Raw genomic sequence first — 21,038 nt, 5'->3', positions numbered from 1 at the left:
TCTACTTGCCCACTAGTGAGTTTATACTGGTATAGCGCGCTCATCATTTTACAAACCCAAATAATGTTGGAAGTAACATTGTAAATTCTGGCACAACAATTAGTACAAACAATAGTGCAAACAACGCGACTAGATATGGCAGCATTGCGACAGCCACCTTTTCAAGCCTAACCTTGGCAATTGCACCAGCAGTGAAAAATGCCACTCCGACCGGCGGTGTAACAGAGCCAATTAGGAAGCCTACAACCACGATCAATGCAGCTTGAACATCTGGATAGCCTGCTTTGACCATCACATCTACCAGAACGGGACCAGCAATAATTATGTTAGCTGCAGAATCCATGACCATCCCCAGCAAACAGATAAACGCGACCAGAACAATGGCAAATAGAAACTGATTATGCGTGTAACTCAGAAGCCACTGTTCTAAATCGTTGATCGCTCCCAATGATGTTAAAAGCCAACTAAAGGGTCCGGAGGCGGCAATTATAATAAAGACCATTGCCGAGTTGCGAAATGCGCGAACAAAGGACCCCTTACAATTCGACCAAGTGATCGTGCGATAAATAAACAGTCCAACAAACAAGGCTATTGTCGCTGTCAATGCCCCCGCTTCAACCACGCCAGCAATACCAAATACGACTGACCCCACTAATACAATTGGAATAAGCAATGCAAAAGAAGATTTATAACCAACAATTACAAGTGCTCTGAAACTAAATGCCTCATCATTGCGTTCAAAATTATTTCTTCGAGCTATGATGTAATTGATCACCATAAGCAAGATGCCAATCATAACACCAGGCACAATGCCCCCGGCAAATAATGCACCGACCGAAATCCCCCCAGCGTTCGCTAGTACAATCATCATAATGGAAGGAGGAATGATGCCGCCAATTGTTGAGCTAACCGCGGTGATCGCTGCAGCAAAAGCAGGAGGATACCCAGCCTTTTTCATTGCTGGGATCATTAAGGACCCTACGGTTGCTGTGTCTGCAACAACAGATCCATTCATACCTGCAAAGAACATGCTGACCAGAACATTTGCCTGCGCCATGCTCCCGCGCATACGACCGATAAGGCGTTGACTCAAAGCCACGAGCCTGTCTGTTATGGTCGCACTGGTCATGAGCTCGCCTGTTAGCATGAAAAAAGGAATTGCTGTCAGTGGAACAGCGTCAATTGCGCTAAACATTTGGCTGGGAATGAGAATCATCGGAGCTGCATCGGTGATAAGAATATAAACCACCGGAATAAGAATAAGCGTAAAGCCTACTGGTGCACCCAGCATAATAAGCAATACAAGTATGACTAGAAGTATTACGCTTTCCATGGGGCACTTCCTATTATCACCAATTTCAGGAGGTCATCCCAAGTGGTTCTTTTAAAATGATTGGATACAAATTGTGACGCGAAAATTAATCCGCGCCACTCACTTTTTATGCTTACGCTCGAAAGGCGACCTTATAGAGCGCCTGCGTCTTTAAGCTGAGCAATAAAATCGGTCATGCCTTGCTCTTGAAGAACACGTTCAGCGGTGACTGGATCAAAGCTGCCTTTAGCGTTGAGCCATGCATCAATTGCACCTGCACGCCAAAGCTTCAACTCGTCCTCAGAGGGAACATACCATTCGTTGATTGAGGCTTTGATTTCTTTTTCGCCTGCTTCAACCCAATTGCGATCAAGTTCCTGTACACGTTTACCAAAGGCTGTTGCTGCTGTGTGCAACCATTCTCTTTCCTGATCGGATAGTTTATCGTATTGCCCCTTATCCATGGAAAGCTGATTGCCTGACCAGGATCCACCAATTTCGGTGAAGTATTTCGCGACTTCGTGCAGTTTTGCAACATGTTGCCATGGCGTGGCAACATACTGCCCAGAAACAACACCAGTTTGCAGACCTTGATAGAGTTGCGCCCAGTCATAAGGCACAGGGACTGCACCCCAATTCTTTACAAGTGTATATTCAATCGGGCTTTTTGTAACACGCCATTTCAAGCCTTCCATATCGGCAGGAACATGCACAGGGCCACTAGAATTAGCAAGTTGTCTGAATCCACCACTGGAATATACAGTTAAACAAATATGTCCGGCTTCTTCAGCAGCAATATCACATTGTTTTTTCGCAAGCCATTCTGTCGAAATACGGTCTGCATCTTCAATGCTTTTAAAGATATATGGTAGATCAAAAATCGACAAAGCTGTGCCGAAATTACCAAAATTGGCTGTAGAGCTTGTCCAGAGTTGTAATAGACCCTGATTTGCCTGCTCCCCGCAAGATTGCTCGCTACACAAAGATTTCCGGTAGTGAGGCTCAATGGTCAATTCTCCTCCGGACACTTCATTCAGTGTTGGGATCAATGCTTGATCAATTGCGTCACCAATAGGCATTCCTAAAAAGCCAACAGTACCTAATTTGAGAACCTTTTCTGCATTCGCAGCATGCGCCCCTAGCATTAAGGTCGCCGCTGTAACGGCTACCGTCAAAACTGAATTCTTCTTCATTTGTAATCTCCCATTTATCAGGCCAAACGCCTGTACTCTTCCCAGTAAGTTCTTCGACCCATCATTCACACATGGGAAAGCGGAAAACAGGTACAAATAACCTGATAAACAGGGACAGATAGAATATTTGTTTACATTCAACGACAGACAAAACCACAGTGATAATTCAATTTATCTGATTTTTTTCAGATACTTATCATATAAATTACCATCACCACAAACTGCCAAAAGCACATACGATTGAGATAAGGAAGCAATAACTGTCCTTATCAAAGCTTTAATCTGCTCCTTACATGTGATCCCAAAACTTAGCTAAGACAGATGTAACGAGGACCATTGGTTATTGAAAATCAATATTTAGTAATTTGGTGATTAAGCGCAATATACGTCGCCAAAACCGTATTTTGGAGAGGCTGACATGAAGTCAATTAGACCATTCAGTGTAGATATTTCAGACGAGGTTATTAAAGGTATTCGCGCACGTGTTGCAGCGTTTCCATGGCACGAAATGCCAGATGATGGGGGGTGGGACTACGGTACAAATCTTGATTACATGAAGGAGTTTTGCGACTATTGGGTTCGCGAATACGACTGGAAAAAACACGAAACTGAGATCAATCGTTTCTCTCATTTCAAAGCGCCAGTCAATGGAATTGACCTACACTTCATTCATGAAAAGGGTAGTGGGAAAAATCCTAGACCATTGATCATTAGCCACGGCTGGCCAGGCACGATCGTAGAGTTTCTGGACTTTATTGATCTTCTTGCTCACCCTGAAAAACACGGTGGGAATATAGAAGATGCGTTTGATGTCGTTGCACCATCGTTACCTGGATTTGGATTTTCAGGACGTCCTTCTCGCCCCTATGGACCGAGGGAAATGGCAAATGTATTTAACACACTGATGACCGATACATTAGGATATAAATCGTATATGGCCCAAGGTGGAGATTGGGGTGGTGCGATATCTAGTTGGCTTGGCTATGACCATGGACCAGTCTGTGAAGCAATCCACATCAATGTTCTGACGATGCGCCATAAGGACGGACCGCAAGGGCCGCAAGAAGAAGCTTGGGCAGCTCAATTTGAAGCTGACCAGATCATGCAAAATGGTTACCGAACCCAGCAAGCGACCAAACCCCAAACATTGAGCTACGCAATGATGGATAGCCCTGTGGGAGTTGCAGCATGGATACTGGAAAAAATGAATAGTTGGTCAGATACCGAAGGTGATGACATCGAAAGCGTCTACACTAAAGACCAACTTCTCACAAACATCATGGTTTATATCACAACCAGAACCTTCAACACAGCATCATGGATCTATTACGGGCGTCGGGAGGAAGGTGGCAGAATTTTGTCGCCTGAAGGCAGGCGAGTAGAGGTACCAACAGGATGTGCGGTGTTTCCTAAAGAAATGCTGAACTGGCCACCGCGCAGCTACGCAGAGCGCATCTACAACGTAACCCAATGGAGTGAGATGCCTAAAGGTGGTCATTTTGCCGCCATGGAACAACCAGACTTGCTAATTGAAGACATTCGAAAATTTGCACGAAGCCTTAGTTGAATACTGATTTAAAGCTCGAAGGATAAATTTATGGAAATGACAAAAGCCGACTTTCACAAAATTCGGGATAACATAAAAATTAACACGCAGGCATTTATAGATGGCAAGTTCTGTGAAGCCGAAGACGGTGCCAAACTTGAGACGATAAACCCTGCCACAGGTGAGTTGATCACATCATTTACTCATTGTGGGCCTGCCGATGTTGATCGAGCAGTTAAAGCTGCAAGACGCGTATTTAATGATGGGACTTGGTCACGTGCTAGTCCAGAATATCGAAAAGAAATCCTGTTTAAGTTAGCTGAGCTAGTTGAACAAAACAATCATGAATTGGCGGTTTTGGAAAGCATTGATGCAGGCAAAACAATCTCCGATTGTCTACAGGAAACGGGCTCGGAAGCAGTAAATTACTTCCGCTGGTATGCTGAATTAGCTGATAAAACTTTTGGTAAGGTTGCCAATACCGGCGAGGATGCTTTGGCGCTGATTGTCAAGGAACCCGTAGGAGTGGTTGGGGCGGTTGTACCATGGAATTTCCCATTTTTGATGACAGTCTGGAAAATAGCCTCAGCTCTTGCAGCAGGTTGTTCAATCGTTATCAAACCAGCTGAACAAACGCCACTGAGTGCAATAAAGCTTGGCGAGCTAATTAGTGAAGCAGGTATTCCAGACGGTGTTGTTAATATTCTCCCTGGGCTTGGGGAAACTGCTGGTCAAGCGATCGGTCTTCACAATGATATTGATGTTGTTACCTTCACCGGTTCAACGGAAGTTGGGCGTATGTTTATGCGTTATTCAGGCGATAGTAATTTAAAAGGTGTGGGATTGGAGCTTGGAGGTAAAAGCCCCTTCATTGTACTTGATGATGCCGACATAACAGATAACTTGATTGAAGATGCCGCAATGGCAGCGTTCTGGAATGGTGGACAAAACTGCTCGGCCAATATGCGCCAGATAATTGCTGCGCCACTTGTCGATGAATTTCTGGATAAAATGACCAAACGTGTCGCTCAGTTTAAACTGGGTGATCCGTTAGATCCAGAAACCACAATAGGGTCCATGATATCCAGTGACCACAAAAACATGGTGTTAGACTATATCAACAAGGGTCGCAGCGAAGGAGCTAAATTAATTACTGGTGGTGACTCTGACAGGACAGGTAGTTTCATCGAACCTGCTATTTTTGATGGGGTAAAGAATGATATGATCATCGCACGTGAGGAGATATTCGGTCCAGTTTTGGGTGTGATGCCGGTCAAATCAGTGGAAGAAGCGTTGACCGTTGCCAACGATACTGTTTATGGGTTGCATGCAACTGTTTTCACCCGTGATATTGATAGGGCTATATCAATGGCGCGACGTCTACCTTGCGGTACAGTCGCCATCAATGGATTTACTGAAGGTGATATTAAAACACCTTTTGGTGGGTATAAACAATCTGGCTCTCTTGCGCGCGAAAATGGTACTGAAGCGTTGGATCAGTATCTTCAAACTAAGACGATTTGGATTGCAACACAGCCAATTTGATGAATCTGTTGCCTGAAGGTAAAGTGCTTCATGTAAGTGTATGAACCAAAAGATGATAATTCCGTGGACCAATCACAAACTAAAAACACGACCGCGCAGCAAATAGGCAAGAAGGATCTTGTTCGAAGGGCAATTTGCTCACGGATTATCGAAGGGATATATCGCAGCGGGGAAAAGGTCCCGTCTTGTCGCGAGATTGCCAAGCAGCTTCAGGTTTCCAAAAACAGTGCATATGAGGCGTATTCAGGCCTTGTTGGAATGGGTATCCTCCAATCTCAAGATCGCTCTGGTTTCAAGGTTGGAATGAATATTCCGATACTTCAATTAGATGAGCATATTGGTGATACCTCACCCTCAACAGTAAATCGAAAGCGAATTATCAATAATAATTTGCCAGATGTAAATGCACGTGCAAACCAACCAAAAAACTGGACAGAATTTGAATTTCCCTTTGTTTACAACCAAATAGATACTGAATTTTTCCCAATTGAAGCATGGCGAGAATGCTCTCGCCTGGCTCTTGGGCGAAATGCACTGCCAATTTGGACAAGTGAAGCCGTTGATATTGATTGCCCGGACCTTATCCAACAATTGCGCCAACGCCTGCTACATTATAGAGGCATTAATGTTGCTGAGAATGAAATTCTGATTACAGTCGGAGCCCAACATGCTTTGTGTATAATTAGCACACTATTTGCAGATGACAATCGACCAATCGCTTTTGAAAATCCGGGCTACCAAGAAGCTCGGCATCTTTTTCATATGTACAGAAACAAAATTGCTCCAGTTCCTGTTGATGAGCAGGGACTAAACCCCGATCAACTGCCAGACGAGTTTAAACTCGCCTATCTTACGCCGGGATGCCAATTTCCTTCAATGGTAACCATGTGCGATAGTCGTCGAAAAGCAATACTATACAAAGCACAAGCTGCGAATGCATTTATTATCGAAGATGATTATGAAGTAGGTTTGTTGGGACATTTGAAGCCAAAACCTGCTCTTAAATCGTTGGATAAAAATGGAGATGTTATTTATGTGGGAAGCCTTTCCAAGACACTATCACCTAGTATTCGCATGGGCTTCATTGTAGCTCACCAAGATATCATAAAATCTGCCAAAATTGTTCGTTCTCTGACTGTGCGGCATCCGCCAAGTATTGTCCAAGAAACCACCGCACTATTTTTAGCTCATGGCTATCATGATTTTCATCTAAATAAACTGAGAGAAATATATTCACAACGTTGGCATGTCATGCGGGAGGCCATAGAGAACCAACTACCCATGTTTTCACCGGGCGTTGCCACAGGGGGAACTTCTTTCTGGTTAACCGGACCTAAAGATTTTGATGCCGGCGTTTTTGCAAAACGCCTTCAACACCGCGGTGTCTTAATAGAACCAGGCGATATTTTTTATCATAAAGGATCACCCAGGAACTCATTTCGGATGGGTTTTGCCGCCATCTCTACCGACAAAATCAAATCGGGTATTCAGCAAATTAGTGAAGAAGCTAATGTATTTTTGAAGCAATAAGGTAAGACTTACCATTTCAATAAATGCAGAAAAGTGTTGGATGCCGATTGACCATAATTATGTGATGATGGACAGCTAGAATGCCTGCAAATGAAGCATAGGAGAAGAAAACAGAACCAGCGAGATTAGCAGCCTAAAATGAAACCAAGATCCATTTTAAATTGGCTGTGAGCTGGTCCAAACCTAGGACCACCTCTCCATAAGGCGTCGACGGGTTAGATACTCTGCCTTTATGAGTCAATCTAATCTGAGAGACTTTTTCTAAAAGACTTTAGTTTAAAGCATATATCATTTTGCTCTTGATGAGGTAAACGTTTATCTCCACTTGAGAGAGCTTGTATCAATGCGATTACCTCATTCCTAACAAGTTCATTCTCTATTCTTAAGAAGGCATAATTGAGAGCCAAGCCGTCCTTTGGTGAAATAAAGTTGTAAGTTTTTTGTTGTCTAGTTTCATCTTCAAAAAGTAGAGCTATTGGCATACTCAGAGCAGAAGAAAGTCGCTGTATTTCGGCAACCTCAAGTGTTCCAACTCCTCTTTCAAAACTTGCAATCTGACTAATTGGTATTTCGGATCTTTTGGATAGGTCTGATATATCAATATCGAGTTCCTCGCGGCGGCACTTGATACGTTTACCAAGGCGCACCTCAATTGAATTATGATTGTTATTTGTCAAGGGAACTCCTCAAGGTTTCCAAAGTGTACTCAATCATAAATCTATATGGAATCTATTTGCAACTTCCTAAAGCTATTAGTTTATTTTGGGTAAAATACAAAAAACGCCTGAACAAATTGAGTTCAGGCGTTTATAGTTAAAGCAATTGCTGCCTAATTAGGCTCTTTTTTTCGTTTTGAGTTTTGATTCAACTTCATGAATACCCATCGAAATAACATACCTGATCATAGGTTCATCAATTTCGTTTGCCAGAACTAAAGCTTTCTGCAGATGAATTTCTATGATTTCTAAAGTGTCAGTGCTAATTTTCTTCACGTTATCACTCATGATTAATCCCGATTTTTATTATGTGTTGTTTGTTAACTTGCTTTCGATAAATTGAGCATCATATCTTGAACCTCAGTTCTTGAAGACAAAACACTATGATCTAGTGAAAGCAGTTCTTGTCCAATGCGTACAGTTTCGACGGTTGGCGCCGCAGTAAAAGCAACCACTTTCTTTCCATCAATACGTTTGATTTTTGAAATTGGCGTGGTGTCCCAACCCATTTCCGATAACCACGTGATATAGATAGGGTGCGTCTCCACTATCAGGTGTCTAATGCCTTTTTGTACGCAATATTCGGCTATCCCATGGAAAATAAACATGGTTTCATCATTTAGTCGCGCCAAATTTCCGAATTCAGGGTCCACTGAAAATCGGGTCCACTCATATATATCCTTTCCTGTTTCGTAATCTTGCCCATCCATAATTTCAGGATAAACATGGGAGAGGAGGTGGGGTCTATTTGTTGGAATAAGGCGCGTGTAGGACACGACACGTCCAGCTTTTAATTTCGCTAGGTGGATTGCGTCGTCGTTATCATAGTCATCTATTTCGCGCCCATCTTCACGGTAGATTGCTTTCCAATCCAATCGGTCAACAAAATACCAATGTCTGTAGCGATAAATGGATTCAAGTTCGCTTTGATATAAATCAAAATTGTATCTATCGATAACTTCTAGCATTTTAAACTCCATGAGAATTTCCCATAGAGGTTACGATGTGAAAGCAATAAATTACTAGGTGCGGAAATCCACACCTAGTAACGGATAAAAATCATCGGATAATACCTGAACGGATTGCTTCAGCTATCAGATGGGTCTTGCCACAAGTGTTCAATTTACTCCCAGCTCGCGCCAAATGCGTCTCAACCATACTCCGAGAAATCGATAGTATCTCAGCGACATCATCGTTGGTTTTTCCTTCTGAAGCCCATAATAAACATTCTTTTTCGCGCGGTGTTATCCTGCTAACATCTCGTGGCAGCGCCTCGGGAGTAGCTGTTCTTTTAAATTTTCTTAGCTGTGCATGGGCATATATTGCAATCATGTGTAATGCGGCTTCATCTTCCTCCGAGAGGTCGTAATGATCAGTTCCAAACGTAACAATAGCTTGCTGGCCCTTGATCGAATGAATTGGTATCGCAAACCCATAAAGCATATCAAATGCACGGGCTTCATTCATGATTTTTTGAGCATTGGGAGAAAGCTTCCGACCGTTTGTTGCATCAGCCCAACAAAATGGCTCAATCGAATGAGTGCAACGATGAATTACCGGATCGGTATGCACATAACCTTGGTTTATGTAGCGCGCTTGCCACTCAACATCCCAGCCATTCAACATAAAATATGGACGCATATCCTCACCGGGCAAGGGTATACCAGAGATGCCAAAAGAGGTCATGCCAAATATTTGCGCGGTTTGAACCAATACATCATAAACTGCCGCTTCATTCTCGCAAGATTTTATCTTAGCGACAGCGTCGATAATCGAGTCAACGAAAACTCTTTTATCAAGAAACCCTTCATCAAATATCATTTGCCCGCCCACAGGAGTAGTTAATTATGGAATTATTAAATTTTACTAATGCGAAATCAAGGGTTTTGATGAACGTAGAAAATTTTTCGATGAACATAAGTCTTTCTAATAAAACAAAAAAGAATGCACTGGACGAAGATTTATACAATGCACTTGCTGAAATGATCGAAGTCGCAAACACGTCTCCGGATGTGAAATGCATTTTTATTCAGGGTGACGATGGTATCTTTTCCATCGGGAATTCACTGGATGGGTTAACCGAAACGCAGGAGAAAAATCGACTTGGTCAGTGCACCAGACGCTTTTTACGATCCTTAGTTGAGAATAAGAAACCTTTGTTAGCACTTGTTGACGGCGCAGCTATTGGTATTGGTGCGACGCTTTTATTCCATTGCGATGTTGTAATAGCTACTAAACGCGCATTTTTTCATACGCCATTCGTTGATCTAAATGTTACACCGGAAGCTGCGTCTTCAGTGTTGGGCCCACGACAACTGGGTTATCGTAATGCTTTTAAACTTCTTGTCCTTGGTGACAAATGGCGTGCCACAAAAGCGCTAGAATATGGATTGATTGATGAAGTTGTTGATAGCTATGATGATGCGATCACTGAAATCAATAATGTGAAAACCAAAATCATCAGAAAGCCACTCAATGCGCTTATGGCTTCAAGAGCACTTGTACGGTTACCGGTTGATGATATGAACGCCGCCATGTGCCGCGAAATATTTGAATTTGAACGTTGTATCTCAGCAGCTCCGGCTTAAATGTGCATGAAAATTCTAGTAAATCTCAACAATGAAAAGTTAAAACAGAGTTCAAGAAAATGATTAGATCATGGTCATCTATCTGTATGACGTTAGCGCAGATGCCTCAGATTTAGGTTGGTCTAATTGAGAGACCATAGTTGATTGTGCGCCATGGATTGGACAATAACTTCTGACCGATGTCAGTGGTTTTTGACAATTGCTTTCTGGGATGATGAAGTCATATAAATCTATTGAGAACTGGCCGTCTTCATGCCTGGTAACCGCATTAGTTTGTTTCGTTAAGACAAGTTGTCGAGTTTTGACTACAAAATAAAATCAAAGCTGCTGGCAACATATTATCCACCTGGTGCAAATTGATGGCCGAAGATTTTGTGACGAAGGTTTGAGCCACTGTGAGTTCGTCAAATATTTTGGTGAAGCAGAACATATTGATGATCAAGGTTACATGTTGACAGAATTAGAGCGTCTAAGGTGCGATGAGTTGGTTCTGTTATGCAAACAATGACCACGATCAGCATTGTATTTTTTACTCAACGAATGTTGTGAGAGCATTCTGATATAGAGAAGTTCACTGAAGCATGTGGGTCTCAATGTTTTTCAGGCAAGAGCAATATTTCAATAATGGCGGCTTAGGGCCTGTGATTGGCGAGTATATGTAAGACCGCCAATTGATAAGTGAATAAACAAGGAGAGTGTCTTTGAATGAAAGGAACTCTCCATGACGCATAAAACCATTTCAATTTTGATCGCTGCATCCGCGATATTTTGCTCAGTAAATATTGCCATGGCTGACGACACCATGAATGATATTCAGCTCGATGCACTGATTACTGGTAACACACTTTATGTTGATATTCCCAAAGGTGCCCCCGGAGCGCCAGACGGTGGAACGGCACCAATTTACTATGCCGCAGATGGTATAGCGAAAGCTCAATTGCCCGCAGGTTCATTGCTTGTGGGGACATGGTCAATCAGCGGTGATCAATACTGTATTAACTGGGATAATGGGCCAAAAAATAGCTGCACTAAACTTGTACGTGGCGTTGATGGTTTCACTGTAATTGATACAGTCTTGGCGAAACCACGCGGCGTTGTAAAACGCATCCAAACTGGAAACCCCGAAAAGCTTTAGAGAGGAAAGTTGAAATGATTTTAATTACCGTCGAGGCTACATTTGCGCCAAATGATCTGGGTAACGCAATTGCCTTATTTGATGAACAGGCAAATGAAGTCCGCATGATGGATGGGTGCAAACATTATGCGCTGTTTCGTAACGTTGCTGGTGATGGCATTGCTATTCTTCAGCACTGGGAGACTATTGAGGCGTTTGATACCTATAAGGCAAGTGACATATTTGCAAAACTTGGTCAAAGCCTGCGCCCTCTCATGTCCGCAATTCCTGTGACTCATGTAGCAAGAGTTGATAACATCTAAAGTATGGTCGATTCACCCCATGCTGCATATTGTTTTTTCCAGGATATCGAACCGCGCTCACCCTTGAGCGCGGTTTTCGAGCGTGACTACCTGCTTTATGCTGTTAAAGGTGCGCTGAATATTACAATTGATAAGCAGAGTTGGCTTTTGCCCCCATCTTTTGCGGCCTGGATTCCGGCAAACACGGCTTTTATTGTCGATATTGCAAAGCCTGTTACCAGTTGTTCAGTTCTTATTCGCCCGCAATTTTGCACCAACTTCCCTGAACAACCCTCTGTTTTTCAAATGTCTGAGCTTGCGTGCGGCATGATCCAACATTGTAAGCGGTGGGGTGCTGAAGATGTACACCCGCCAGAAGCGGAAGTTTTTTTCCTTGCTTTACTTAACCTATGTGCGGACCTCGTCGACATATCTGTCGATGTCAGACGACCGTATTCGCATGAGCCTTCGATACAAAAAGCTTTGCAGATTTCCGAGGGCAGGCTAGAGGAAGCGTTAAAGGCGGCGGATGTAGCGAAAGCTGCAAACTTATCAGAACGAACCATGCAAAGAAGATTTTCAGATAGTCTAGGGATGACCTGGTCGCAGGCACTTTCGCGGTTGCGAATGATTAAAGCAATTGAACTCCTGTCGGATACATCGCTTTCAATAATTCAAGTTGCAGGATATTGCGGTTTTACTTCATTAAGTGCGTTCAATCGAGCCTTTTTGAGCTTTGCTGATACAACACCTTCTGAATTTCGTAAAAGACTGCAAGGCTATTAGTTGGCATCATGCCCCCAGCTCCATAAGGTGTTTCCTCATTTGCCTAAAATTTGTATGAATACTGGATATTATCTTGATGTGCTTGGTTTATCGTTTGAGCAATTTTTACTCATGCAGTAAAACTGGGCCTTTATCACTGAATGAAACACGGACTTCAGCTCCAATTTCATATTTGCTATCCACGTTTGACGAGGTGGCAAAAATTTCGCCGAATGCTGTCTTGATCGTCAATTCAAGATGGTTGCCAACATAAGTTTGGCGAATAATCTCGCCTGAAATACCGACTGTATTAACGTCAGCACTAATATGGACTCGGTTTGGGCGTACAGCTAAAAATGTATGACCTGGTTTTAGTCCTCTTGATGGGAGTTTAATTTTGTAATCGCCCAGCACAACCTTGGCTACATCGTCTTTGACTGTCTTTATCTGGCATTTTAAGATATTTGCTTCACCGATAAAATCTGCAACGAAGCGGCTGGCGGGCTCTTCATAAAGCTCGCGCGGTGTACCATCTTGTGCAATTACGGCATTATTCATGACGATTATGCGGTCTGACACCGCAAGTGCTTCTTCCTGATCGTGCGTAACATAGACAACCGTGAGGCCAAGTTTTTGCTGAATTTCACGTATTTCTTCGCGGACCTTGCGACGCAGTTTTGCATCAAGATTTGAAAGTGGTTCGTCAAACAATAGAACTTGCGGTTCCAACACGAGTGCTCTTGCCACTGCGACACGCTGTTGCTGACCACCTGATAGTTCACTTGGAAGTCTGTTACCGTATCCAGTTAATCCCACCAATTCCAGTCCCGCTAGTGCGCGCTCTTTAGTTTCGGTTTTTCCAAACCCAGAGAATTTTAATCCATAGGAAACATTTTCCAAAACACTCATGTGTGGGAAGAGCGCATAGGACTGAAAAACCATCGACACATCACGATCCGTTGCCGGAAGCATAGTAACATCTGTGTCGCCGATATGAACGGTTCCTGCGCTCGTCATCTCTAGTCCGGCAATCATTCGCAAGGTGGTAGTTTTACCGCACCCCGAAGGCCCAAGAAGAGTAACAAGTGTTCCAGCCGCAATATCGAGAGAAACATTGTCCACGGCGCGTACGTCGGTGCCATAGATCTTAGTGACACCTTTAAAGGAGACTGAAGCGGCTTTACTATTTGATTTGAGCATGGGGCTACCTTAGTTTTATGTCACATTTGTGCGCGATTGATCTAATCGTCGCCCGACTTTAGTTTTCCCGACTAATATTTGCAGCAAGCCAACAACCGCAAGCATAACAAATATCAAGGTGGTGGAATAGGCAATTGCCAGACCATAGTCGTTGTTTTCTACACGCCCAATAATATAACTTGTTGCCATATTATACTCAGCGCTGACGAGAAAAATGACCGCTGATATGGCTGTCATAGCGCGAACAAACGAATACACTAATGCAGCCAGAATAGCGGGTTTCAGAAGTGGCAAAATTACATGCAAAAATGTCTGCCAGGAATTAGCTCCGAGTGTCAGAGATGATTCATCCAGACTTTTATCGAGTTGTGACATCGATGCAATACCGGCGCGAACACCAACTGGCATGTTCCGGAAAATAAAGCTTACGATGAGTATGATACCGGTGCCCGTGATTTCAATCGGTGGTACGTTAAAGGCAAGAATATAACTCACACCGATGACAGTGCCGGGAATAGCAAAACTCAACATTGTTCCAAATTCGAACGCATTTTTGCCAGCAAAATTCTGCCTTGTCAGTAAGTATGCCGTTATCAGGCCAATAATTGCAGTTAGTGGTGCGGCCAATGCCGCAATTTGGAGTGTGGTCCAAAATGAATCCCATGCAGATCCAGTCAGGCGAATGCCTTCTGCATCAAAGCGAAGTGAGAATGCTGTCACATAGTGCTTGAATGTAAGCGCATTATTGACACCCCAAAGCTCAACGACCGAACCATAGACAATCATGACATAAATGACGATTGTGAAGAATGTCCATGTTCCGACGATCAAGAAAGCAGGCAAAGCAAGCCTGATAGGCAGATGGGGATGAACGCCAGAATCGCCTTTGCCGGTCATAGTCGTATAGCTTTTTTTACCAAGCCAAAAACGCTGAGCCCAAAAAGCACCTAGTGTGAATATGAGAAGCACGAGCGCCAAAATTGCTGCACGACCTTGGTCATATTGAGCGCCAACAATCGCAAAGAAAATTTCGGTTGAGAGAACATCGAAATTTCCTCCCAATACGAGTGGGTTGCCAAAGTCGGCCATGCTTTCGATAAAGCCAAGCAGGAAAGCATTGGCTAACCCGGGACGCATTAAAGGAAGTGATACCGTACGGAATGTGTGCCACTTGCTTGCTCGTAATGTCTGCGCAGCTTCTTCCATTGACGGGCTAACACCTTCAACAACACCAATAAGCACCAGAAACGCAATCGGAGTGAACGCCAAGACTTGTGCTATTAGTACGCCCGGCATTCCATAGACCCAGCGCGTTGGCGTAATGCCAAATAGATCTGCAATGAATTGAGTGACACTGCCCGACAAGCCAAATAATAAAATGATTGCAAGACCAATTACAAATGGTGGCGTGATAATTGGTAAGACTGTGAGCGCGCGTAATCCGCGCTTAAGTTTGAACCCTGTTCGCGTTACAACAAGCGCAAATGCAAGTCCAAGTATCGTCGTAATAAATCCAACCAGAATTGCTAAAACAAGTGAGTTCCACGCAGCCCCACACCGACCTCCCGAGAAACAGGCTAATCCCCAGAGTCGGCGATCCGTTAGTTTTTGGAAGAAAACACTCAAAGAATAGCTGTTATCATCTGTGATAAATGCTGAGGCGAGCATGTTGAAAATCGGATAGAATACAAAGGCTGTTACGATCGTGATAACAAACCCTATTGCACCCACGACGAAGATGTCGCCATTAACAGCTCCCCGTGCAGCTATACCCTGTGTGAGGATGAATAAAAGCGCGCTGGCCACTAGCATGGCACCACTGCCCATGCCGAATTGACGGTCGTCTAAAGGCCCAAATAAGGTTTCAAGAATGGAAAAATTCCACCCTCTGATGCCGATTGAAAACCCTTGTGCAATAAGCCAGCCAAACCCGAGCGCGCCAGCTATAACCAGTATTTTTCCATGAAGTGGATCACTTTTAAGTCCTTTAAGCGCAAATAAAGGGGCGACTAGAAATGCTATAACTGGCAGCAGCCAGAGTTTTTTACCTTGCAGAATGAGAAATAAAGCAGGCGCATAATCTTCATCAAATGGATAGCCGTAAAAAAGCCACTCGAATGAGAAAATTCCCTCTTCCGATCCGTACCAAGGTAAGATGCAAAACCCGACCCACCCGACAATAATCCATAGGACTAATGTCGGATGGGATAGATTTTTCTTATTCGCTGCCTGAGCAGTAATTGTCATAACTTATTGCGGTAGTGTTGAGACTTCGTCATCCCATTTTTTCAATAAGCGTTTGCGTTCTGCACTCGATCCATACTTCTTAAAGTCATAATCAATAAGTTTGATAGATGACAAATCAGGTGCAGAAGGAGATGTTTTTGCACCTTTGTTGGAGGGAACTTGGTACGCTTTTACGTCTAATGCCAGTGTTTGCGCATCAGCACTTAATGCCCAATCATAGAACTTTTTAGCTTCGTCCATATTACGGGCACCCTTAATGATGGACATAGAACCAATTTCATAGCCCGTACCTTCGCAGGGTGCGACAACCTTGATTGGGAACCCAGAAACGGCTTGCTTAACCGCATCGTGCATGAAAACGATACCGACAGTATTTTCACCACGTCCAGCCGCCTTGATAGGAGCAGAGCCAGACTTTGTGTACTGGTTGATGTTTTTATGGAGGTCTTTCATAAACTGGAAGCCTTCATCTTCACCGAATAACTGAACCATTGTTGCTAAGGTTGTATAAGCTGTTCCTGATGAATTTGGGTTAGCCATTTGAACAAAGCCTTTATATTCAGGCTTAGTCAGGTCTTTCCAGCATGATGGCGCGGGCAGGTTGTTGGCTTTGAGAAGATCTTCGTTATATCCATAGCCAAGAGCACCAGAATATATTCCAATTGTTTTGTCACCAGCTGAAGTAGCTTGCGAGATCGCCCAGTCGTTTAATTCACTGCGCATTGGTGAAACATAGGGCTCTGTTAAATCTTCCTCCGCTGCTTGCAGATGTGGATCACCAGTTCCACCCCACCACACATCACCTTTTGGGTTTGCACTTTCAGCTTTGACTTGAGCAAATGTTTCGCCGGAACTCTTGCGGGTCATATTGACTTTGATACCTGTCGCATCTTGAAACTTGTTTGCCATCAACTGGCACCAGTCTTCTTGTGCGCTACAGTAAAAAGTCAGCTTTGCGGCACTTGCCATTGTTGTCGAAACCGAAAAGATTGCTGCAGCAGCGATTAGCATTTGTGTTGTTTTTTTCATGAAGTCCTCCCAAACTTTGTGACAGTTTTATGACAGTCATCATTAGCTCTTATGTTCTGCAACTTGTCAATGGTGTTCAAAAGCCCGTTCACATAGTGAAACTATTGGTCTGCTCCAGAAAGATAGTTTCATGTTATCGATATCAGCTTGCATCCTCTTGCTTTTCATGAAACGATTTAGTTAGAGAAAATCAACAAATAATTTCATTGACAAAAGGATGTTCAGATGAGTGCTGAATTGAACTCTAGACTTAACTTTGCGAAAGACACAGCGCGAGCAGCCGGGGAAAAAGCTTTAGTCTTTTTCGGTGCCATAGGTGATTTGGTTGTCGAGCAAAAGAGTGCTCAGGATCTGGTCTCCAATGCCGACAAAGATGTAGAAACATTTATTCGTGCCAAGATTTCAGAACAATTTCCAGATGATGGCATAGTCGGAGAAGAGCACGATAATCTAGCAGGAACGTCGGGATATACGTGGGTCATCGATCCAATTGACGGAACAGCAAATTTTCTAACTGCGATACCGGCATGGTGTGTTGTTTTGGCATGTGTTCATGAGGATCAGACAAAAATCGGTGTCGTTTTTGAACCTAGCAATAACGAGATGTTTTGGAGTGCCAAAGGTGAAGGTGCATACTTAAATAATACGAAAATGGCAGTTGCTAAAACAACAGGATTAGACGTTGGTAGCACAGGTGTGGGAATGAATGGACGCACAGAAACAGATCTCATTGTAAAATTTATCGAGGCCCTTGTTTCTCGTGGTGGTATTTTCTACCGCAATGCGTCTGGCGCACTCATGTTGTCTTACGTTGCGGCTGGCCGGTTAATTGGTTACAGCGAACCTCACATGAATGCTTGGGACTGTCTTGCCGGCCAATTACTTATAGCCGAGGCTGGCGGGAAAGTGGAAGATCAAAGCGCCGATGCAATGTTGGACACTGGTGGCCGTGTCGTAACTGGCACACCGGATGTTTTTGATGAGTTGGTTGAAATGAGCAATGCTGCATTCGATGGCTAATTAGAGGAAGTGCCATGTAAATTAAAAGGCTGTTTACGGAAGCTGGTTTTGGGTCTAAATAGACCCAAAACCAGTATCTAGTGCTGATATAATGATATCGGTTTCATCTTCATTTATAATCAATGGTGGAGATAGAATAATGTTGTTGCCCGATACTCGTACCATTGCTCCGCTTTCATAGGCAGTTTTTTGAATATTGTTAATCGTGGCCTTGTCAATTGGTGTCTTTGATGCTTTGTCACTTACCAGCTCCAAAGCGCACATTAGACCGTGCCCGCCTCTGATATTACCGATGATGCCGTGTTTCGTTTTAAGCGCATTAATTCCAGCAAAAAGTTGTTCTCCTCTGGCACTTGCATTGTCATTCACTTTTAATGAAACTGTTTCTTTCAAGCAGGCAATTGCAGCTGCAGCGCCAACGGGATGGCCTGAATAGGTATATCCTGATCCGATGGCTGCTTTGCCGGTTTTATCACCTTCAAATATCTCGGCGATTTGATCTGAAATTAATACTGCACCAAATGGAAAATATCCATTCGTGATTGCTTTGGCTGTACACATGAAGTCGGGCTTTACACCCCAATGGCGTGATCCTGACCAACTCCCTGTGCGACCAAATGCTGTGATGACTTCATCTGCGATAAGCAATATGCCGTATTTATCGCATAATGCGCGAACACCCGGCATAAATGTTTCGTGTGGTGGAATGACGCCGCCGGCACCCAAAATTGGCTCCATTACCATTGCAGCAATTGTCTCGGCGCCTTGGAATTTAATTTCATCTTCCATTGCAGAAAGGCATGCCTGTGCCAGTTTTTGTGGGTCTGTTTCATTAAATGGGTTGCGATAAGTATAGGGGGTCGGGATATGATAACATCCTGGCATTAGGGGTTCATACTGGGTTCTGAAATTTGCATTGCCGTTCACAGAAGCGCCACCGGTATGTGTGCCGTGATAACCTTTTTTAAGACTTAGATATTTAACACGGCCAGCCTCACCACGAATTTTATGATATTGGCGGGCAAGCCGGAGCGCAATTTCTATACTGTCTGAACCGCCCGATGTATAGAAAGCGCGTGACAGGCCATCTGGTTCAAAAAAGTCACGAAGCATTTCGCTCAATTCGATTATGACATCGTTTGTTGTGCCGCGAAAAATCGAGTAATATGGCAACTTATTAAGCTGTTCGCTAATTGCCTGCTTTACGGGTTGGCAGGAATAACCCAAATTGACATTCCACAGACCACCAACAGCATCAACTGTTTGATGTCCATCAATATCCGTAATTTTAACCCCTTCGGCTTTCATGATGATCTCTGGAGGGTTTGCAATACTATCAGCTGGATGAGCCATTGGGTGCCAAAGACTGCGGGCATTGTTTTCTTTCAGGAAGTTTTCGCTTTTCATAAGATCCTCAAATCAGGCCAAGTAGTGACAAGGCTTCTTGGTAACTTTGTCTTGGCTTTTTTACATCAAATTGTACTGTTGGAAGGCCCACAGTTTGTGCGCCGGTAATATTTCGAACTTGATCATCAACAAAAACACATGCTCCTGCCGATAGCCCAAGTTCGTCAAGAATGTTGGTGTAGGCAGTAGGGGATGGTTTCAGGTTTTTTGTGTATGTTGCGTCGTGAATGACATCGATTTCAAATAAGAACGGAAGCTTGTTTCGGAATCCCGCCCCATAAAATAGGTCGAGTTCATTCGATAAGATTGCGGTTCTAATGCCTGCTTTTTTTACACTGGCGAGTGTTTCCAGAAATTCGGGGCGAATAACTGCTGATGGATCTGCACCCCTTGCTGCTTTTACGAAGTCAGACATTTCAGACCAGTTTTGGTTGGTTAGGTGCGCCACTTCCTGTGTGCGGATTTTCCAGTAATCGCGTTCGGAGATCTCGTCGTTTTGCATGGACAGCCACAATGGATCATTTGCCTGATCAAATGGTCCCATCCAGGTTAGGCTGCCAGATGGCAACCCTAAGGCCTTTTCGGTGATGTCATGTGTTTCAAATAATGTGCGAGAAATCACGCCACCAAAATCTAGAATGAGAGCTTTGTCAGACATTTTGCTCCCACCTTGTTGCAAGTTCTGGTGGAACAACACCCCCGATCGCCTGTGTCAGTTCATGAACACCTTGCGATAATGCTTTTTTAAGCGCCCCATCTCTGCCCTCGTACATACGTACATTTGGAACGGCGATTGAAAGTGCACCCATTGCTTGTCCATCTGAGCCGAAAATCGGAGCAGCCTGTGAACTGACCTCCACATCGTAGGCGCTTTTGAGGAAGCTGAAGCCTGTTTTCTGAACATCAGAAATCATGGCGTCCAATTGCGCGTGATCTGTGATTGTTTTGTTCGTATAGGTGGGCAGGCTTAACTCTCTCACAGCCCGACGAATATCGCTTTGTCCAAACGCAAGTATTGCTAAACCTGATGACGTCGCATGTAATGGAAAAATTTCTGAAGCGTTATAGTGAACATGCGTGCCATGTATTTGAGGATCGTAAAAACAAACTGACTGGGCACTCATATCTTGCAAAATGGTAAAATGTGCTAATTCTCCAACTTGCTCGGAAATTCTGCGAACAATAGGTTCTGCAACGGAGCGCAGTGGGTGCGTAATTTCTCGAACCGCTGCGAGGCGTAATATTTTGGAACCCAACCTGTATAAACGTGTTTTTTGATCTTGCTCCAAAATCCCGTTTTCGGTCAATTCTACTAAATGACGATGAACTGTTGCCTTATCGCGACCACTCAATGACACAAATTGAGTGAGGCCAATTTCAGGCTGTGAACTTGAAAAATACCCTAACATTTCAAGTGCTTTTGTGATCGTACCCATATCGTTTCTTTCATTGTCATGGCGAAATTGCATGACATTCGCTTTCACCTTGTTGACACAAATAGATTTAAATGGCAACAATAATGAT

General features: G+C 43.7%; 20 protein-coding genes. 8 read left to right on the top strand and 12 right to left on the bottom strand.

What is annotated here, in order from left to right:
* Positions 1-43 precede the first annotated feature (43 nt).
* Positions 44-1,333, bottom strand: coding sequence for a TRAP transporter large permease (locus G3W54_RS09885; protein WP_162652896.1), 1,290 nt, complete (start codon positions 1,331-1,333; stop codon positions 44-46).
* Between the two features lie 131 nt (positions 1,334-1,464).
* Positions 1,465-2,505 carry a TRAP transporter substrate-binding protein gene (locus G3W54_RS09880; RefSeq protein WP_162652895.1) on the bottom strand — a complete coding sequence of 347 codons (1,041 nt, stop codon included), beginning with the start codon at positions 2,503-2,505 and terminating at the stop codon, positions 1,465-1,467.
* Between the two features lie 418 nt (positions 2,506-2,923).
* On the opposite strand from G3W54_RS09880, the gene G3W54_RS09875 reads away from it, so the two are divergent.
* From G3W54_RS09875 to G3W54_RS09865, 3 genes are all read left to right on the top strand, one after another.
* A complete protein-coding gene (locus G3W54_RS09875) occupies positions 2,924-4,072 on the top strand; it encodes an epoxide hydrolase family protein (RefSeq protein ID WP_162652894.1) in 1,149 nt (382 codons plus the stop codon).
* 30 nt (positions 4,073-4,102) lie between these two features.
* Entirely contained in the window at positions 4,103-5,596 is a 1,494-nt protein-coding gene (locus tag G3W54_RS09870; protein WP_162652893.1) for an aldehyde dehydrogenase, read from the top strand.
* Positions 5,597-5,659: 63 nt separating this feature from the next.
* A complete protein-coding gene (locus G3W54_RS09865; protein WP_162652892.1) occupies positions 5,660-7,126 on the top strand; it encodes a PLP-dependent aminotransferase family protein in 1,467 nt (488 codons plus the stop codon).
* A 242-nt stretch (positions 7,127-7,368) separates the two neighbouring features.
* On the opposite strand, the gene G3W54_RS09860 is transcribed toward G3W54_RS09865, so the two are convergent.
* The 4 genes from G3W54_RS09860 to G3W54_RS09845 form a co-directional block, all read right to left on the bottom strand.
* Entirely contained in the window at positions 7,369-7,803 is a 435-nt protein-coding gene (locus G3W54_RS09860) for a helix-turn-helix transcriptional regulator (RefSeq protein ID WP_162652891.1), read from the bottom strand.
* Between the two features lie 156 nt (positions 7,804-7,959).
* Entirely contained in the window at positions 7,960-8,130 is a 171-nt protein-coding gene (locus tag G3W54_RS09855) for a hypothetical protein (RefSeq protein ID WP_162652890.1), read from the bottom strand.
* 32 nt (positions 8,131-8,162) lie between these two features.
* On the bottom strand, positions 8,163-8,822 hold the full coding sequence (locus G3W54_RS09850; protein WP_162652889.1) for an acyl-homoserine-lactone synthase: 660 nt from the start codon (positions 8,820-8,822) through the stop codon (positions 8,163-8,165).
* Between the two features lie 79 nt (positions 8,823-8,901).
* On the bottom strand, positions 8,902-9,663 hold the full coding sequence (locus G3W54_RS09845) for a LuxR family transcriptional regulator (protein WP_162652888.1): 762 nt from the start codon (positions 9,661-9,663) through the stop codon (positions 8,902-8,904).
* 26 nt (positions 9,664-9,689) lie between these two features.
* Between G3W54_RS09845 and G3W54_RS09840 the strand changes: the two genes are divergently transcribed.
* The 4 genes from G3W54_RS09840 (at position 9,690) to G3W54_RS09825 (ending at position 12,632) form a co-directional block, all read left to right on the top strand.
* Complete coding sequence (locus tag G3W54_RS09840) at positions 9,690-10,430, top strand: enoyl-CoA hydratase-related protein (protein WP_162652887.1); 741 nt, start codon at positions 9,690-9,692, stop codon at positions 10,428-10,430.
* Positions 10,431-11,151: 721 nt separating this feature from the next.
* Positions 11,152-11,565 carry a hypothetical protein gene (locus G3W54_RS09835; protein ID WP_162652886.1) on the top strand — a complete coding sequence of 138 codons (414 nt, stop codon included), beginning with the start codon at positions 11,152-11,154 and terminating at the stop codon, positions 11,563-11,565.
* A gap of 14 nt (positions 11,566-11,579) precedes the next feature.
* The gene (locus G3W54_RS09830; protein WP_162652885.1) at positions 11,580-11,867 is read left to right on the top strand and encodes an antibiotic biosynthesis monooxygenase; all 288 of its coding nucleotides are present in this window, start codon (positions 11,580-11,582) and stop codon (positions 11,865-11,867) included.
* A gap of 3 nt (positions 11,868-11,870) precedes the next feature.
* Complete coding sequence (locus tag G3W54_RS09825; RefSeq protein ID WP_162652884.1) at positions 11,871-12,632, top strand: helix-turn-helix domain-containing protein; 762 nt, start codon at positions 11,871-11,873, stop codon at positions 12,630-12,632.
* Between the two features lie 105 nt (positions 12,633-12,737).
* On the opposite strand, the gene G3W54_RS09820 is transcribed toward G3W54_RS09825, so the two are convergent.
* Genes G3W54_RS09820 through G3W54_RS09810 form a run of 3 tightly spaced genes read right to left on the bottom strand, consistent with a single transcriptional unit; the run spans position 12,738 to position 17,027 of the window.
* Positions 12,738-13,811 (bottom strand): ABC transporter ATP-binding protein, encoded by a 1,074-nt coding sequence (locus G3W54_RS09820; protein WP_162652883.1) that lies wholly within the window; start codon positions 13,809-13,811, stop codon positions 12,738-12,740.
* A gap of 15 nt (positions 13,812-13,826) precedes the next feature.
* Positions 13,827-16,058 carry an iron ABC transporter permease gene (locus G3W54_RS09815; protein WP_162652882.1) on the bottom strand — a complete coding sequence of 744 codons (2,232 nt, stop codon included), beginning with the start codon at positions 16,056-16,058 and terminating at the stop codon, positions 13,827-13,829.
* 3 nt (positions 16,059-16,061) lie between these two features.
* A complete protein-coding gene (locus tag G3W54_RS09810; RefSeq protein WP_244627925.1) occupies positions 16,062-17,027 on the bottom strand; it encodes an ABC transporter substrate-binding protein in 966 nt (321 codons plus the stop codon).
* A 285-nt stretch (positions 17,028-17,312) separates the two neighbouring features.
* Here G3W54_RS09810 and G3W54_RS09805 point away from each other — a divergent pair, with 285 nt between their 5' ends.
* Positions 17,313-18,107 carry an inositol monophosphatase family protein gene (locus G3W54_RS09805; RefSeq protein ID WP_162652880.1) on the top strand — a complete coding sequence of 265 codons (795 nt, stop codon included), beginning with the start codon at positions 17,313-17,315 and terminating at the stop codon, positions 18,105-18,107.
* Between the two features lie 54 nt (positions 18,108-18,161).
* Here G3W54_RS09805 and G3W54_RS09800 read toward each other — a convergent pair whose 3' ends face one another.
* The 3 genes from G3W54_RS09800 to G3W54_RS09790 are packed head-to-tail and all read right to left on the bottom strand — an operon-like array spanning position 18,162 to position 20,983.
* On the bottom strand, positions 18,162-19,514 hold the full coding sequence (locus G3W54_RS09800; protein ID WP_162652879.1) for an aspartate aminotransferase family protein: 1,353 nt from the start codon (positions 19,512-19,514) through the stop codon (positions 18,162-18,164).
* A gap of 7 nt (positions 19,515-19,521) precedes the next feature.
* Positions 19,522-20,172 carry an HAD-IA family hydrolase gene (locus G3W54_RS09795; RefSeq protein ID WP_162652878.1) on the bottom strand — a complete coding sequence of 217 codons (651 nt, stop codon included), beginning with the start codon at positions 20,170-20,172 and terminating at the stop codon, positions 19,522-19,524.
* Positions 20,165-20,983 carry an IclR family transcriptional regulator gene (locus G3W54_RS09790; protein ID WP_197742818.1) on the bottom strand — a complete coding sequence of 273 codons (819 nt, stop codon included), beginning with the start codon at positions 20,981-20,983 and terminating at the stop codon, positions 20,165-20,167. Before G3W54_RS09790 ends, G3W54_RS09795 begins: the two co-directional genes overlap by 8 nt.
* Positions 20,984-21,038 lie beyond the last annotated feature (55 nt).

Source organism: Lentilitoribacter sp. Alg239-R112, assembly GCF_900537175.1.
Lineage (GTDB): Bacteria > Pseudomonadota > Alphaproteobacteria > Rhizobiales > Rhizobiaceae > Lentilitoribacter.
This window is presented reverse-complemented; position numbering and strand designations above follow the sequence as displayed.

Coding starts and splice junctions, on each gene's coding strand:
- G3W54_RS09810 (WP_244627925.1), bottom strand. CDS start 17,027: ATGGCAAGTGCCGCAAAGCTGACTTTTTACTGTAGCGCACAAGAAGAC.
- G3W54_RS09805 (WP_162652880.1), top strand. CDS start 17,313: ATGAGTGCTGAATTGAACTCTAGACTTAACTTTGCGAAAGACACAGCG.
- G3W54_RS09885 (WP_162652896.1), bottom strand. CDS start 1,333: ATGGAAAGCGTAATACTTCTAGTCATACTTGTATTGCTTATTATGCTG.
- G3W54_RS09870 (WP_162652893.1), top strand. CDS start 4,103: ATGGAAATGACAAAAGCCGACTTTCACAAAATTCGGGATAACATAAAA.
- G3W54_RS09880 (WP_162652895.1), bottom strand. CDS start 2,505: ATGAAGAAGAATTCAGTTTTGACGGTAGCCGTTACAGCGGCGACCTTA.
- G3W54_RS09800 (WP_162652879.1), bottom strand. CDS start 19,514: ATGAAAAGCGAAAACTTCCTGAAAGAAAACAATGCCCGCAGTCTTTGG.
- G3W54_RS09820 (WP_162652883.1), bottom strand. CDS start 13,811: ATGCTCAAATCAAATAGTAAAGCCGCTTCAGTCTCCTTTAAAGGTGTC.
- G3W54_RS09875 (WP_162652894.1), top strand. CDS start 2,924: ATGAAGTCAATTAGACCATTCAGTGTAGATATTTCAGACGAGGTTATT.
- G3W54_RS09795 (WP_162652878.1), bottom strand. CDS start 20,172: ATGTCTGACAAAGCTCTCATTCTAGATTTTGGTGGCGTGATTTCTCGC.
- G3W54_RS09845 (WP_162652888.1), bottom strand. CDS start 9,663: ATGATATTTGATGAAGGGTTTCTTGATAAAAGAGTTTTCGTTGACTCG.
- G3W54_RS09790 (WP_197742818.1), bottom strand. CDS start 20,983: ATGCAATTTCGCCATGACAATGAAAGAAACGATATGGGTACGATCACA.
- G3W54_RS09850 (WP_162652889.1), bottom strand. CDS start 8,822: ATGGAGTTTAAAATGCTAGAAGTTATCGATAGATACAATTTTGATTTA.
- G3W54_RS09835 (WP_162652886.1), top strand. CDS start 11,152: ATGACGCATAAAACCATTTCAATTTTGATCGCTGCATCCGCGATATTT.
- G3W54_RS09815 (WP_162652882.1), bottom strand. CDS start 16,058: ATGACAATTACTGCTCAGGCAGCGAATAAGAAAAATCTATCCCATCCG.
- G3W54_RS09840 (WP_162652887.1), top strand. CDS start 9,690: ATGGAATTATTAAATTTTACTAATGCGAAATCAAGGGTTTTGATGAAC.
- G3W54_RS09830 (WP_162652885.1), top strand. CDS start 11,580: ATGATTTTAATTACCGTCGAGGCTACATTTGCGCCAAATGATCTGGGT.
- G3W54_RS09855 (WP_162652890.1), bottom strand. CDS start 8,130: ATGAGTGATAACGTGAAGAAAATTAGCACTGACACTTTAGAAATCATA.
- G3W54_RS09825 (WP_162652884.1), top strand. CDS start 11,871: ATGGTCGATTCACCCCATGCTGCATATTGTTTTTTCCAGGATATCGAA.